12 protein-coding genes and 2 tRNA genes are annotated in these 13,982 nt (G+C 67.4%); 8 read left to right on the top strand and 6 right to left on the bottom strand.

The genetic code is table 11. From position 1 onward, the window contains the following. Window positions 1-449: SGNH/GDSL hydrolase family protein (locus JWN21_RS11275; RefSeq protein WP_299649930.1), on the top strand; the 449-nt coding region annotated here is incomplete at its 5' end. A 16-nt stretch (window positions 450-465) separates the two neighbouring features. On the opposite strand, the gene JWN21_RS11270 is transcribed toward JWN21_RS11275, so the two are convergent. Next, window positions 466-801: a hypothetical protein gene (locus tag JWN21_RS11270; RefSeq protein WP_299649927.1), complete on the bottom strand. Its 336-nt coding sequence runs from the start codon at window positions 799-801 to the stop codon at window positions 466-468. A gap of 106 nt (window positions 802-907) precedes the next feature. Here JWN21_RS11270 and JWN21_RS11265 point away from each other — a divergent pair. Further along, a tRNA-Gly gene (locus JWN21_RS11265) sits at window positions 908-981 on the top strand. A gap of 292 nt (window positions 982-1,273) precedes the next feature. On the opposite strand, the gene JWN21_RS11260 is transcribed toward JWN21_RS11265, so the two are convergent. Next, window positions 1,274-1,359, bottom strand: a tRNA-Tyr gene (locus tag JWN21_RS11260). Window positions 1,360-1,480: 121 nt separating this feature from the next. On the opposite strand from JWN21_RS11260, the gene JWN21_RS11255 reads away from it, so the two are divergent. The 3 genes from JWN21_RS11255 to JWN21_RS11245 all read left to right on the top strand — a co-directional run bounded on the left by JWN21_RS11255 (window position 1,481) and on the right by JWN21_RS11245 (window position 4,722). After that, entirely contained in the window at window positions 1,481-3,082 is a 1,602-nt protein-coding gene (locus tag JWN21_RS11255; RefSeq protein ID WP_299649924.1) for a M20/M25/M40 family metallo-hydrolase, read from the top strand. Between the two features lie 147 nt (window positions 3,083-3,229). Beyond that, window positions 3,230-3,976 carry a 23S rRNA (guanosine(2251)-2'-O)-methyltransferase RlmB gene (rlmB, locus tag JWN21_RS11250; RefSeq protein ID WP_299649921.1) on the top strand — a complete coding sequence of 249 codons (747 nt, stop codon included), beginning with the start codon at window positions 3,230-3,232 and terminating at the stop codon, window positions 3,974-3,976. Between the two features lie 170 nt (window positions 3,977-4,146). Then, on the top strand, window positions 4,147-4,722 hold the full coding sequence (locus JWN21_RS11245) for a glycine zipper domain-containing protein (protein ID WP_299649918.1): 576 nt from the start codon (window positions 4,147-4,149) through the stop codon (window positions 4,720-4,722). A gap of 76 nt (window positions 4,723-4,798) precedes the next feature. Here JWN21_RS11245 and JWN21_RS11240 read toward each other — a convergent pair whose 3' ends face one another. Further along, window positions 4,799-6,373, bottom strand: a complete 1,575-nt coding sequence (locus JWN21_RS11240; protein WP_299649915.1) for a L,D-transpeptidase family protein — start codon at window positions 6,371-6,373, stop codon at window positions 4,799-4,801. Window positions 6,374-6,718: 345 nt separating this feature from the next. Here JWN21_RS11240 and JWN21_RS11235 point away from each other — a divergent pair, with 345 nt between their 5' ends. Next, window positions 6,719-7,534, top strand: coding sequence for a hypothetical protein (locus JWN21_RS11235; RefSeq protein ID WP_299649912.1), 816 nt, complete (start codon window positions 6,719-6,721; stop codon window positions 7,532-7,534). A 259-nt stretch (window positions 7,535-7,793) separates the two neighbouring features. On the opposite strand, the gene JWN21_RS11230 is transcribed toward JWN21_RS11235, so the two are convergent. Together JWN21_RS11230 and JWN21_RS11225 are read right to left on the bottom strand one after the other, a co-directional pair. After that, window positions 7,794-9,713, bottom strand: a complete 1,920-nt coding sequence (locus JWN21_RS11230) for a prolyl oligopeptidase family serine peptidase (protein ID WP_299649909.1) — start codon at window positions 9,711-9,713, stop codon at window positions 7,794-7,796. 248 nt (window positions 9,714-9,961) lie between these two features. Continuing rightward, complete coding sequence (locus tag JWN21_RS11225) at window positions 9,962-10,279, bottom strand: 2Fe-2S iron-sulfur cluster-binding protein (protein ID WP_299649906.1); 318 nt, start codon at window positions 10,277-10,279, stop codon at window positions 9,962-9,964. A gap of 57 nt (window positions 10,280-10,336) precedes the next feature. Here JWN21_RS11225 and JWN21_RS11220 point away from each other — a divergent pair, with 57 nt between their 5' ends. Beyond that, window positions 10,337-10,954, top strand: a complete 618-nt coding sequence (locus tag JWN21_RS11220) for a DNA-3-methyladenine glycosylase 2 family protein (protein ID WP_299649903.1) — start codon at window positions 10,337-10,339, stop codon at window positions 10,952-10,954. A gap of 44 nt (window positions 10,955-10,998) precedes the next feature. Beyond that, window positions 10,999-12,291 carry an Nramp family divalent metal transporter gene (locus JWN21_RS11215; protein ID WP_299649900.1) on the top strand — a complete coding sequence of 431 codons (1,293 nt, stop codon included), beginning with the start codon at window positions 10,999-11,001 and terminating at the stop codon, window positions 12,289-12,291. Window positions 12,292-12,400: 109 nt separating this feature from the next. On the opposite strand, the gene JWN21_RS11210 is transcribed toward JWN21_RS11215, so the two are convergent. Then, a complete protein-coding gene (locus JWN21_RS11210; RefSeq protein WP_299649897.1) occupies window positions 12,401-13,936 on the bottom strand; it encodes an acyl-CoA synthetase in 1,536 nt (511 codons plus the stop codon). Window positions 13,937-13,982: the final 46 nt, after the last annotated feature.

Here is a 13,982-nt window from a genome sequence, read left to right as displayed (position 1 = left end):
AATTCGCGGCGGCGCAGAGCAACACCTGGGCATCGCTCGGGCTGATCGCGCCGCAGCTCGTGACGATCGCGCTCGGCACCAACGACTATCAGGCGCAGACGCCGATCGCGACGTTCCGCGCCAACCTCACATCAATCATCGCCAGCATCCGCGCTCAGGCGGCGAACGCGAGCGTCGCGCTGATCATGTATTCGCGGCGCGGCGACGTGGCGGTGCAGCCGATAGGGTGGCGCGCCTACGTCGATGCGGCGTACGCGGTGGCGGATGCGGATGTCGGTCTCGCTGGCGCAAGCGGCGTGGCCGTGATCGACCTGTCGGGCCGGCTGCCGGACGCGGCGACGACGGGAACGGTCGACCCGCTGGGTCTGTACTCGGCCGATCGGGTGCATCTGACCGGTAAGGGCCACGCGACCGTGGGCGAGATGGTGGCCGGCGCGCTGCGGCCGTGAGCGCGGGTGGCGGGGGTCAGGCCTGCCCCCCGCCATCCCCCTCCTCGTGCTCGCCGCCGGTGACGGGATAGCTGTCGCCCGACGCGCCGCTGCTGTCGAAGTCCTCGCCGGGACTGCCGCCACCGATGCCGGTACCGCTACCATGGACTTCGCCCGTGCGTGGGTCCGTCCACGCCCGTCGCCCTGCGTCGGGCGGCAGGTCTCCTGCTTCCGGCGTGATCGCCGCACCGCCGCCGCGACCACCCGTCGCGACCTCGTCATCGGCGGTGTAGCCTTGACCCGAATAGCCATCGGCCCTGTCGAAGGGTCTGCCGCTGCGTGGGCGTTCGGGATCGACGGGTGCTCGGGACATGCGCGCAGGAACGGCTCGACCGCCGCTGGCGTTCCCGATCCGCGCGAGTGACACGGCCACGTTGACCGGAACGCCATGACTATGCCATCTGGTCGCCAACCGGTCCGCGGGTGTAGCTCAATGGTAGAGCAGAAGCTTCCCAAGCTTACGACGAGGGTTCGATTCCCTTCACCCGCTCCACTTTCGCCGTAAGTATCGAACCCTCATTTGCTTGGGGTCGCTCCGCCCTGCCGGGCTGCGCTCTTGGTTCGATCCCCTTCACCCGCTCCACCTTCGCAGCGAGTACCGAACCCTCATTCGCTTTAGGCCGCTACGCCCTGCCGGGCTGCGCTCGGGATCAGTTTCCCCTCACCCGCTCCACATCCGCGCTGAACCGCTAAAGAATCGCCATTCCGGCGTCCGGCCGCGCGCGCGGGGCCTCCGGCCGGCGAGCATATCGCTCGATCTGTCGGTTCGACCATTGCCTGCATGATGGTGGACAGGGCTGGATTCGAACCAGCGTACGCTTGCACGGGCAGATTTACAGTCTGCTGCCTTTAACCACTCGGCCACCTGTCCGGATCGGCCGCCTTTTGGCGAGGCGGCTCAATGGCGAAGCGCCCACACCATGTCAACGAAGGAGGTTGCCGCGCGTCGCGTGTCCGCATAGCAGCCTCTTCATAATCAAGAGGGGAACCCGATGCGTCGTCTGCTGCTCGCCACTGCCGCCATGCTAGTCGCCGTGCCCGCGATCGCGCAGGACCGCACCGCGATCAACGGCATCATCGACGAGGGCACCAACCAGAGCCAGGTGATGCTGACCGCGCAGCATCTGACCGACGTGATCGGGCCGCGCCTCACCAACTCGCCGCAGGCTCGCGTGGCGGAGGATTGGACGGCGAAGAGGTTCACCGACTGGGGTCTGACCAACGTCCGCAAGGAGGGTTTCCAGTTCGGGCGCGGCTGGTCGATCGAGCGCTCCAGCGTGCGCATGACGACACCGCGCACGGTGCAGCTCACGACCATCCCGATCGCCTGGACCCCGGCCACTACCGGCGCGCTCGTCGCCCCCGTGATCGTCGCGCCGATGGTGCGAGAGCGCGATTTCGACAAATGGCGCGGGCAGCTGCGCGGCAAGATCGTCATGGTGACGCAGCCGGGCACCGGGGATGAGCCGACCACGCCGGACTTCAAGCGGCTGACGGGTGAGGACCTGTCGAAGCTCGACCAGTTCCAGCAGCCGCGCTACGATCCCGCCGCCGCCGATCGCCGGCTCAAGCGCGCCGACTGGGCGCGCAAGCTCGACGCGTTCCTCAAGGCGGAGGGTGCGGTCGCCTTCGCGACCAAGTCGTACCGCGACGGCAAGCTGGTGACGGGCGAAGGCTATCAGTTCGCGGTCGGCGAGACGCCGTCGATGCCGGGCATCGAGATCGCGGCGGAGGATTACCGCCGGTTGGCGCGCCTTGCGAAGGTCGGCCCCGCGCCGACGCTGGAGGTGGTCCACGACGTGCGCTTCCACGACGCCGACACGCAGGCGTACAACGTCATCGCCGAGATCCGGGGCACCGACCCGGCGGCGGGCTATGTCATGGCCGGCGCGCATCTCGACAGCTGGGTCGCGGCCGACGGCGCCGCCGACAATGCCGCCGGCTCGGCGATGATCATGGAAGCCGCGCGCATCCTCGCCAAGACAGGCGCGCGGCCCAGGCGCACGATCAAGTTCGCGCTGTGGGCGGCGGAGGAGCAGGGCTTGCTCGGCAGCCTCGCCTATATCGAGCGCCACCTCGCGCGGCGTGGGTCGACATCCGACCCGCAGCTGACCGGCGAGAAGCTCTATTACGGCTGGTCGAACCGCTGGCCGATCACGCCACTGGCTGGCCATCGCGAGCTGACCGCCTATTTCAACATCGACAATGGCTCGGGCAAGCTGCGCGGCCTGTACGCGGAGCGCAATCCGGCGGTGGTCTCGACCTTTCGCGAGTGGCTCGCCCCATTCAGCTCGATGGGCGCGACGACGGTGGCGGTGCAGCCGACCGGGGGCACCGATCACGTCTTCATGCAACAGGTCGGCATCCCGGCATTCCAGTTCATCCAGGACCCGCTGGATTACTTCCCGCGCATCCATCACACCTCGGTGGACACGTTCGATCACCTGAAGGCGGACGACATGCGCCAGGGTTCGATGGTGCTCGCCCACGTCCTGCTAAGCGCCGCCAACGCCGAGCGCACGCTGCCTAGACCGCCCGTGCCGCAGAAGCCGGTGACCACCGATCCGTTCGCGTACCCCGCCGATGACGATTGACCTGAAATCCTCGCCGCGACGGGGAGGGGCACCGCTCGCGAAGCGAGTGGTGGAGGGGGTAGGCCGCAAGGGCGCTGCCCTCGATTGCCCGCCCCCTCCGTCAGCCGCAAGCGGCTGCCACGTCCCCGTCCCGGGCAGGATTTACGCATGAAACGTCGCGGCCACCGTCCGTCGCTCGGCACTGCGGCGCGTCCCCGCTTCTGGGGTCGCCACGCGGTCACCGCGGCGCTCGCCAACCCCAACCGCTCGGTGCTGAAGCTATGGGGCACCCGCGAGGCGCTGGGCCCGCTCGACCTGCCGAGCACCCTTCCCGTCACCTTCGCCGAGGTCACCGATCTCGGCCGTCTCGTCCCCGGCGACGCGCCGCACCAGGGCCTGGTGGCAGAGGTCGAGCCGCTCGACGACATCTGGCTGGGTGACCTGCTGCTGGAGGGCCGCGACGATCGGCGGCCCCTCGTGATCCTCGACCAGGTCACCGACCCGCATAATGTCGGCGCGATCCTGCGCTCGGCGGCTGCGTTCGACGCGCTCGGCATCGTCACGCAGGACCGCCACTCGCCACCCGAGTCCGGCACCGTCGCCCGCTCGGCGTCGGGCGCGCTGGAGACGGTGCCGTGGGTCCGCGTCGTCAACCTCGCCCGCGCGCTGGAGGAGATCGCCGAAGCCGGCTTCTGGCGCATCGGCCTGACCGGCGCCGCCCCGCAGACGCTGGCGCAGGTGATGGGCAATCAGCGCATCGCGATCGTACTCGGCGCGGAAGGCGAAGGCATGCGCCAGAACACCGCCGCGCACTGCGACGAGCTGGCGAAACTGCCGATCTCGGGAAAGGTCGAGAGCCTTAACGTCTCCAACGCGGCTGCGATTGCGCTGTATGCGGTGGCGGCGCGGGGATGACGACGGCGAGGCGCGGTCAGTACGCCCGGCAGTGGCGATGACCCGCCCTCGCGGCGATCGGCTCGGGGAAAGCGGAACGGTTGCGGCATCGTCACGTTCTCGGAAGTGCAGTTCCGTCGTTCGCGATCCCCGCGGCCGACCCGTGTCGCTGCGTTCCTTGGGAGTATGACATGCGTAAACCTTTGATGATGTTCCTGACCGCGACTTCCCTGTCGCTCGGTGCATGCGCCACCACCGCCGATCAGGCGCGACTGGAAGGTGCGGGAACCGGCGTCGCGGTCGGCGGTGTGGTCGGAGCGGGCGTCGGCGCGCTCGCGGGCGATACGATCGCTGGTGCCGCTATCGGTGCCGGGATCGGTGGCCTCGCAGGTGCGGTCTGGGCCGACTCCAACGGTGATGGCTACGCCGACGGATACAGCCGCAACGGTCAATATTACCGCGGCACGCCGGCTGGCTATGACGCCTCGACCGGTCGCGCCTGCACCAATGTGCTGGGCACGGCGGCGGGCGGTGCGGCTCTCGGCGGCATCGGCGGTGCCGGCATCGGCGCGGCGACCGGGCTTGGAACGCTCGAAGGCGCGCTTGCGGGTGCGGTGGTCGGCGGCGTCGCCGGCGCGCTGTGGGCCGACAGCAACAATGACGGCTGCGTCGACGGCTACACGCGTGAAGGCCGCTACTACCAGGGCGCGCCGCAGCAACAATATCAGCAGCCGGGCTATGTCGCGCGTCGCGGAGAGCGCGGCTAAGCCTCCGGTCAGCCATGCCAAACAGGTGACGGCGCCGCTCGGGCTCCTCCGGGTGGCGCCGTTACCTCGTTGGCAGTCAGTACCGCCGCCGCCGCTGCCCGGCAGAACGGGCGAGTGCGGCGAGCTGGGCCGGATCGCGCCCGTAGACATCCGGTCGCAGGGCGACGCCGTGCGGCTCCGGAGCCGCCGTCAGATAGGTGATATAGACGGGCACCGGCTCCGGCAGGTCGAGCCGTTGCTCAGGAGTGCTGCCGCGCGCGACGGGCACGCGACCGAACAGCCAGCGCGCAAGTTGCGGCGCATCGTCCAGGCGAACGCAGCCGGCACTCACCAGCCGGGCTTCTTCCCGCAACAGCGACCGGTCCGGCGTGTCGTGCAGATAAATGCCGAGCTGGTTGGGGAACATGAACTTCATCCGGCCCATCGAATTGCCGGCGCCCGGAAGCTGGCGAAGGCGCACCTCGCGCCGGCCATCGACCACCGCCTGCCAGTCGATCGAGGCCGGCTCCACCTTGGCGGCGCCCTCGGTCCAGTCGGACAGGACCTCGTATCGCAGGTCGCGCAGATGCTGCGGTCCTCCTCGCACCACGCCGGGCGCAATGCGGCTGCGGGCCAGATCGGGGGGCACGTTCCAATAGGGATTGAGGGTGAGGTGACGGATCATCGCCGCCATCATCGGCGTCGGTTCGGTCGGCCTGCCCACGGCGACACGCATCGACCCAACCGCCTGATCGTCCTGGTACATCCATAGCCGCGCGGCCGCGGCGTCCACCAGAACATAGCGACGGCCGAGCTGCGCCGGCAATGCGCGGGCCCGCTCGAGATTGAGGCGAAGCAGAGCGCCGGTCTCGGCCGAACCCTGGTTCAGCAGCGCCAGGGTAAGCGGCCCGGCGGTGCCGTCGGCCGGTTGCCCGTGGCTGCGTTGCAGCGAGCGCACGGCGCTGGCCACCGCCGCGTCGTAGGAGCCGTCCGGCGTCAGGCCCAGGCGCAGGCGCAACAGCCTGACCCGCGGATCGTTCGAACCCGGCCGCAATATCGGGCCGGCCGGTACATGCTCGATGGGTCCGTCCTGCTGCTCACCATAGCTCGCCAGAGCGCCGCGCAACTTCGCGTAAAGCGGATTCATCCATCCGATCGTCTCCAGATATCGCTGCAGCCCCGGAGCCTGCGCTGCGCTCGTCAGAATGGCCGTCCTGCTCGGCACGATGGGTACGAAATGCGCTTCGGTATAGACGACGCCCATGTCGCGATGGCGGCGAACGTCGCGCACGTAATTGGCAAAGGTCGTGGAAAGCAGCGCTTCCGCCCGCGCCAGTTCGCGTGCCGATCCCGTGTCGGCGCGCTCCACTGCCTCCACGATCGCGTCGGGGCGATAGGCGCCCGGAGCCAGCCCATCCGCGGCAGCCGTGACCAACAGGCGGTGCAGCTGCTCCGCCTCGGCACCGACCCTGCCATCGTCCAGCCACAAGGGCCGGTAGCCGCGATCCTCATAGAAACGGGCGATCTCCCGGTCACCCCGGACCGCCGCGCGGATCGCCGCCTCCCAGCCGCCCGGCGCGGCTTGCGCGAAGGAGGGAGACGCAAGTGCCGCCAGAAGAGCCGCGCTGCCCGCGCCGCGCAAAATCGTTCGTCGGGAAAGCGCAAAGCTCACGGCTTCCTCATTCGTGAAAGGATACACGCCAACCCCGCAAAACTAAGACCAATCCGGCCAACCTATAATAGGCAAGGGTGTTCCACGGCGGCTCTTTCGTCACGCTGAATGGATTCGCCTGGCGATCCGCGGGTTCGCCCACGACAAGCCGACGCGCGAAGCGCGGTTCTTCCCGATGTCCGCTCTCCACCTGGAAGCGGACGTTCCAGGGCTGCAAGTGGCAAATGTCAGCTATCGCCAGCAGCCGACGTTCAGGCCGCCGTCAGCAATTTCCGATCCGCCGGACACTATTTGCGAACTTCGGGTCTGGTGATACGCTCTGTCCGGGTCTGCCGAGGAAATGCCATGTTCCGTCTCGCGCTAATCTTTGCCATCTCGGCGGCGATGCCGGCCGCGGCCCAGCGCGCAAACTCTCCGATCGCGCTTCCTGACGCATCGTCCAGTGACGACATCATCGTCAGGGGATTGCGGATACCTCGGGAAAAGCTCCCCACGGGTGTCTACTGGGACTATCAATCCATCGTTCCCAGCAGGATCGCCCGCGAAAACGCTGACATGTTCCTGCGATGCGCACTGAAGTCGAGCGATGTCGCATGGGTGCGCAAAGTGGTGGACGGCGAGCCCAACAGCGCAGAGGCCCGCTTTGCACAAGGATGGATCGTCGAAACCCATCCGGGTTGCTACCCACCCCAACGCTCGACCCGTTACGTCACGACGCCCGTGCCGACCGCAACAACCGAGGTCGGCGAAGCACGGCTGGATCGTGGCGTAATCGTCGAAATGGTGCTGAAATCCTACGCGACTGAGGCCGAGCTGACCGAGGCGATCACGGCCGACCCGAAGGTGCAAAGCCGCTTTCAGCAGCGCGAAGGCATACGCAATCGGCTGAGGCTTCCCGACGACCGTGCCGCCCTGGCGTTTGCCTCATGTCTGGTCATGCGAGAGCCAGTGCTGGCTACGCGTCTGTTCCGCTCCGAGCCCGGCTCTCTGCTCGAGCGCGGTCTGACCCAAACGATCATCGTCGAGGGTCGCGAATGCGTCGGGCGTTCGGGACGCGTGACGATCGATCCCAGTTTCGCGCGGGTCTACATCATCGACGCGTTCTACCGGTGGGTGGTCGCGGCTCGCGGAACAGACAGCCTGATCCCTGCCGACGCGTAAGAGCGGCCGGGGTACCGGTGGGGTACGAAGTCGGATCGGCGCAGGAACTACGGGGCGGCAAGGACGACCAGCGGCGGAGACGTCTCCGCCGCTGGTCGGCACTGACCGTTACGCCCAGTTACGGACATGGCTAACGGGCGAGGAAGCAACCTACGGCGTCGCCCCTCGGCCCAGCCAACACCAAGTTCGGCACGGTTCCGAGCGCGAACGCGAAGTCACCCTCTTCGCTCGCCATCGCTGCGCGAGCCGGCGGCAAAGGTTAGGCCGGATTGTATTTGGTCAAGAACGCCTCGAGCCGATCCATATAATCCTTCTGATTGGCCGCCTTGTCGAAGCCGTGGCCTTCGTCCGCATAGATGTGCGTCTCGTGCGGCTTTCCTGCTGCGGTCAGCGCCCTGTCGTACTGCGTCGTCTGCTTGGGCGGGACGGTTGAGTCCTGGTCCCCATGCACCACCAGCACCGGTACCTTCAGCCGCGCCACCTGCATCAGTGGCGAAACGGACGCGAGGTCGAAACCCTTGTCGCCCTGCACCTTGTTGCCGAACTTGCGGCGCGACTTCTTCGACAGGAAGAAGTCGGCCGAATAGTCGAGCTGCGCCTTCAGGTCCGATACGCCCGCGAAGCTGACCGCGCAGCGGTAGCGTTCCGGGTTGCGGGTCGCACCCCATAGCGCCGCATAGCCGCCATAGGACGCGCCGACGAGGCACACGCGCTTAGGGTCAGCGAGCCCCTGGGCGACGGCCCAGTCCATGCCGTCGTCGAGATCGTCCTGCATGGCGCGGCCCCACTGCCCCTCGCCCTTGGCGTCAAACTCCTTGCCGTAGCCGCCCGATCCCCGGTAGTTCGGCTGGAGCACGGCGTAGCCGCGATTGGCGAGCAGCTGCACCTCCGCGTCATAGTGGAGCTTGTCGCGCACGCCGAACGGGCCGCCGTGCGGCATCACGATCAGCGGCAGGGCCTTGGCCTCGCGCCCGACCGGCAACGTCAGATAGGCAGGGATCTCCAGTCCATCGCGCGCCTTGTACTTGACGTAGCGGGTAGCGGATAGTCCGGCGCGATCGACCTTATCGGCAACCTTGGCGAGCCGGGCGAGCGCTCCCGACCTCGCCTCGTACAGGTAATAAGTGCCCGGGTCGGTGGCGCTCCCGGCCCACACGATCATCCGGCTTCGGTCGCGGTTGCGCGAGACGACGAACGCCTGCCGGCTGGCGCCAAAGGTCTTGTCGAGTGTCGCCTGCATCGCCTTCATCTTCGGCTCGAACCACTCGATGCGGTCGCGATCGTCGGTGTAGCTGGCGCTGATCAGCTGGCCGGTGGCGGTATCGTAGTCATAGTCACTGACGTCGTTGGTCGGGCTGGCGAACACCTGTTCGCCCAGCGTGCGCGTCGCGAAATTATACTTGTAGAGCGCGTCGCGGCCGCCGCGGTTGGCGACGATGTAGCCGTCGTCCGAGTCGAAGATCAGTCGCCACCCGCCGACATTGTCGTCGGCATCCCACGACACTTGCGGCGACTTGTCAAAACCGCCCTTGCCCCCCCGGCGGTACATGACAAACCAGCCATATTGCTGAATACCGATGCCCGCGCGCAGATTGCCCTGGTTATCGGCGGACCAGAACCAGACGTTGTCGTACGGACCCTGTTCCAGCGTCGCCTTGCCACTGCCGAGGTTGACGCGGAACACGGAAGGGTAGTGGAACTGGTCGGGCTGGCTGACCATCAGCAGCGATTGCCCGGCCGGGTCGACCCAGATCACGTCGTCGCCGCGGAGGCCTTGCACCTTCGGGCCGACCGCCTTTACCGCGCCGGACGCCAGGTCATAAACCAGCATGCGCGTAATATACTTCTCTCCCTGGCCGTACCACGCGACCTTGCCGCCGAGGGTGATCAGGACGCGGCCATCGCCCGCCCAGCGATAGCCGACCAGGTCCTGGCCCGTGGGTAGCTTGATGAGCTCGAGCTTGCCGCTCGCCCCGAGTTCGGCAATCGCGAGGCCGGTCTGGCCGTTGCTGAACATGCGAGCCACCAAGCGCTGACCATCGGGGGAGAGCAGGGGCTGTCGGAACGCGCCGGGATCGGCAAGCGCGGCAGTATCCAGCTTCGGCGCGGCGGGTTCCGGAGCGCTCGCGATCAGCAGCGGCACCGCAGCGATCACGGCGAGCCTGACGAACCTGGACATGCGATACCCCTCTTGTTCTTTGCTTGCCGAAGCAAATCTGGCCGAGGCCGGATGGTTGAGCAAGAGCAAAGACGAGTCTGATCAGAGAGCCGCAAGCCGACACGCTTTCCGACCTTGGCCCCCTTGCTACAGCGCCTGTTGCGAGTGAATGACGCAAGAGCGCTTGATGACCTCCGCGCGGCGCGATCCATGCCTCGTCAGTGATTCTCCCGCAGACGTAGCCGCAGTTTCCTCACCTTCCGCGCGCGTCAGTCCTCCTCGGCGATCCGCACCTTGAGCCCGTCCAGCGAAGGCCCGAACAGGATCTGGCACGACAGCCGCGAGGTTGCGTCGCGCTCCGACGTGCTGTCGAGCAGGTCGTTCTCGTCCTCGCTCATCGGCTTCAGCTTGTCCCAATGCGCCGCGTCGACATGGACGTGGCAGGTTGCGCAACTGCAATTGCCGCCGCACAGCGCCAGGATCTCGTCGATGCCGGCATCGCGGATCACCTCCATCACCGACAGCCCGGCCTCGCCATTCAGTTCGCGTTCTTCCCCCTCGCGCGTGACGACGATAAGCTTGGGCATGACAGTCTCCGAATTTGGTCGCACGCGCCATGCCGCGCACGCGCAGGGCGATCAAGCATGAACGCCGAAGCGATCCGCGCCGGCTTGGATGCGCTCGCGCGGGTGGAGCCGGCGTTCGCGGCGGGACTCGCGCGGGTCGGCTATCCGGGGCCCCGCCTGCGCGAGCGTGGCTTCGCGACATTGCTGCGGACGATCGTGGGTCAGCAGGTCAGCGTCGCATCGGCCGACGCGGTTTGGCGCAAGCTCGACGCGACGGTCGGTGACGCGACCGATCCGCTCAAGGTCGCCGCCGCGACCGACGAGCAGCTTCGCGCCGCCGGCCTGTCGCGGCAGAAGTCAGGCTATGCGCGCAGCCTCGCGGACGAGGTGACGAGCGGCCGTCTGCCGCTCGACGCGCTGCCTGCCGACGACGAGCAGGCGATCGCCGCGCTGGTGCGGGTCAAGGGCATCGGCCGCTGGTCGGCGGAGATCTACCTGCTGTTCGCCGAGGGCCGCCCCGACATCTGGCCCGCCGGCGACCTGGCGGTGCAGATCGAAGTCGGCCGCCTGCTCGGTCACGACACGCGCCCGACCGAGAAGCAGGTGCGCGAACTGGCGGAGGCATGGCGCCCGCATCGCGGCGCGGCGGCGATCTTCGCGTGGCATCATTACAACAGCGACATGTCGGTCATTTAGGTCCGGGTTGTGACCATAGCCCTCATGCACCACAAGGCGCGCCGATGACCCCGCCCTCGCCGTTCGGCCGCTCGCTGTCCGAAAGCTACCGCAGCGTGCCCGTGCCCGCCGGTCGCGTCGGGATCGGCAATTTGCGCGCCTATATGGGCCCGGGTTTCCTGGTGGCCGTCGGCTATATGGACCCGGGAAACTGGGCGACCGACATCGCCGGCGGCTCCGCGTTCGGCTACACGCTGCTGTCGGTCATCCTGCTGTCGAACCTTATGGCGATCGTGTTGCAGGCTCTGGCCGTTCGGCTGGGCGTCGGCGCGGGGCTGGACCTCGCCCAGGCGTGTCGTCAGCGTTACTCGCGACCCGTCTCGTTCTGCCTGTGGGTGTTGGCCGAGATCGCGATCATCGCCTGCGACCTGGCGGAGGTTCTCGGCACCGCGATCGCGCTGAAACTGCTGTTCGGCCTGCCGCTCGCCTGGGGCGTGGTCATCACCGCGCTCGACGTGTTCCTGATCCTCGCGCTGCAACGCTATGGCTTCCGCAAGCTGGAGGCGTTCATCATCGGCCTGCTGGCGATCATCGGCGCGTGCTTCGTGTTCGAGCTGATCCACGCGCAGCCGGCGATCCGGGACATCCTGGGCGGGCTGGTGCCGTCGCCGGAGATCGTCACCGATCCGGCCAAGCTGTACCTCGCGATCGGCATCCTCGGCGCGACGGTAATGCCGCACAACCTCTACCTTCACTCCTCCATCGTCCAGACGCGCGCGTTCGACGACAAGCGGCAGGCGATCAGATGGGCGACGGTGGATTCCACGATCGCGCTGGCCCTCGCCTTCTTCATCAACGCGGCGATCCTGATCCTGGCAGCCTCGACCTTCTACACCGCCGGACGCACCGACGTGGCCGACATCGACGAGGCGTACCGCCTGCTCACCCCCATGCTCGGCGTCGGCGCGGCGAGCGCGGTGTTCGCGATCGCGCTGTTGCTCTCAGGGCAGAACTCGACGGTGACGGGCACGCTCGCCGGGCAGATCGTGATGGAGGGTTTTCTCGACCTCAAGCTGCCGGTCTGGCTGCGGCGCATGATTACCCGCCTGATCGCGATCGTGCCGGCGGTGATCGTCGTAGGCGCGACGGGCGATAAGGGCGCGACGCAGCTGCTGGTGCTGAGCCAGGTCGTGCTGAGCCTGCAGCTGCCGTTCGCGGTCGTGCCGCTGGTGGCGATCACCGGCAGCGCCAGGTGGATGGGCGAATATGCCGCGCCCAAATGGCTTCAGGTGCTGGCCTGGGCGATTGCGACGGTCATCATCGGCCTCAACCTGACGATGCTGTACGGGTTGTTGTAGCCCGCCGTCACCCTGAACTCGTTTCAGCATCCATGCGGATCATCAGCGACGCTCCTTGCGGTCGGCCGTCGCGCATGGACCCTGAAACAAGTTCAGGGTGACGAAGGGGTTACGCCGAGGTCTTTCCCCAATACTCATCGCGCAACTGCCGCTTGTAGAGCTTCCCCGTATCGTGGCGCGGCAGCTCGGCGCGAAAGTCGATGCGGCGCGGGCATTTGACGTGCGACAGATGCTCGCGCGCAAAGGCATCCAGCCGCCCCGCCAACGCCGGCCCCGCCTCGGCCATGTCGCGCGGCTGGACGACGGCGATCACCTCCTCGCCCATCTCTTCATGCGGCCCGCCGATCACCGCCACGTCGGCGACATCGGGGTGGGTGACGAGCAGGTTCTCGATCTCGGCGGGATAGATGTTCACTCCGCCCGAGATGATCATGAAGGACTTGCGATCGGTGAGGTACAGATACCCCTCTTCGTCCACCCAACCGATATCACCCAGCGTCGTCCAGCCGTGCCGGTTCGCGGCGGCGGCGGTCTTGTCGGGATCTTTGTGGTACGCGAACTCGCTGCCGCCGGCGAAGTACACCGTCCCCTCGCTGCGCGTCGGCAGCTCGTTGCCGTCCTCGTCGCAGATCTTGGTCTGTGCCGTCAGGTTTCGACCGACCGAGCCGGGGTGCTCCAGCCATTCGGGCGACGAGATGGCGCAGAACCCGTTGCCTTCCGTCCCGGCGTAATACTCGCCGATGATCGGCCCCCACCATTCGATCATCGCCCGCTTGACGGGCACCGGGCATGGCGCGGCGGCGTGCCACACCGACTGCAGCGACGAGACGTCGTAGCGGTTGCGGACCTCCTGCGGCAGCTTGAGCAGGCGGACGAAATGCGTCGGCACCCATTGCGCGTGCGTGACGCGGTACCGCTCGATCGCGGCCAGTGCGGCTTCGGGATCGAAGCGGTCCATCACCACCACCGTGCCGCCCAGCTGCTGCACGGCCATCGACCAGCGCAGCGGCGCGGCATGATAGAGCGGCGCCGGCGACAGATACACCATATCGGGCGAGAAGCCGTACAGCGCTCGGCCCAGCTGAACGAGGACGGACGGGCTCTCGCCGAACGGCTCGTTGGGCAGCGGGTGGCGAACGCCTTTGGGTACGCCGGTCGTGCCGGACGAGTACAGCATGATGCCGCCGGGTTGCGGGTCAGCGATCGGCGTCGCGGGCTGCGCATCGCGCGCGGCTTCATAACTGGAGTAGCCCTCGGCCACACCATCGACCATCAGCGTGGCCACATCCGGGATCAACGGGCGGAGCGCGATCGCGCACGCTGCGACCCCGGCACTCGCGATCAGCAACCGGCACTCGCCGTCGCGGACGATGTATTCCGCCTCCGCCGCGGTCAGCTTGGACGAGATGCAGGTGCAATATACGCCGGTGCGCTCGGCCGCCCACATCACCTCCAGATAGCGGGCTGAATTGTCCATCAGCACCGCGATACCGTCGCCGTGCTTCAGTCCAAGCGACCGGATCAGCTGCGCGCCCTGGTTGGCACGCGCGTCGAGTTCGGCCCAGGACACCGTCTCGCCCGTCGCCGCCATGACATAGGCGGCACGATCCGGCATGGTCTCGGCGTGCCGGACGGGGTGCAGCATGGCCTCTCCTTCAACCTTTACCGGCGCGGCGTTGCGGCATAACATT

It is taken from the genome of Sphingomonas bacterium (assembly GCF_028292945.1).
GTDB lineage: Bacteria > Pseudomonadota > Alphaproteobacteria > Sphingomonadales > Sphingomonadaceae > Sphingomonas.
Note: the sequence above shows the minus strand (reverse complement) of the source record. Positions and strands in the feature narration are given on the sequence as shown.

Bases quoted from the DNA above. Each gene is read 5' to 3' on its own strand.
- rlmB (WP_299649921.1), top strand. From the start codon at position 3,230: ATGAAACGTCGCGGCCACCGTCCGTCGCTCGGCACTGCGGCGCGTCCC.
- JWN21_RS11270 (WP_299649927.1), bottom strand. From the start codon at position 801: ATGTCCCGAGCACCCGTCGATCCCGAACGCCCACGCAGCGGCAGACCC.
- JWN21_RS11245 (WP_299649918.1), top strand. From the start codon at position 4,147: ATGCGTAAACCTTTGATGATGTTCCTGACCGCGACTTCCCTGTCGCTC.
- JWN21_RS11230 (WP_299649909.1), bottom strand. From the start codon at position 9,713: ATGTCCAGGTTCGTCAGGCTCGCCGTGATCGCTGCGGTGCCGCTGCTG.
- JWN21_RS11215 (WP_299649900.1), top strand. From the start codon at position 10,999: ATGACCCCGCCCTCGCCGTTCGGCCGCTCGCTGTCCGAAAGCTACCGC.
- JWN21_RS11235 (WP_299649912.1), top strand. From the start codon at position 6,719: ATGTTCCGTCTCGCGCTAATCTTTGCCATCTCGGCGGCGATGCCGGCC.
- JWN21_RS11255 (WP_299649924.1), top strand. From the start codon at position 1,481: ATGCGTCGTCTGCTGCTCGCCACTGCCGCCATGCTAGTCGCCGTGCCC.
- JWN21_RS11225 (WP_299649906.1), bottom strand. From the start codon at position 10,279: ATGCCCAAGCTTATCGTCGTCACGCGCGAGGGGGAAGAACGCGAACTG.
- JWN21_RS11220 (WP_299649903.1), top strand. From the start codon at position 10,337: ATGAACGCCGAAGCGATCCGCGCCGGCTTGGATGCGCTCGCGCGGGTG.
- JWN21_RS11210 (WP_299649897.1), bottom strand. From the start codon at position 13,936: ATGCTGCACCCCGTCCGGCACGCCGAGACCATGCCGGATCGTGCCGCC.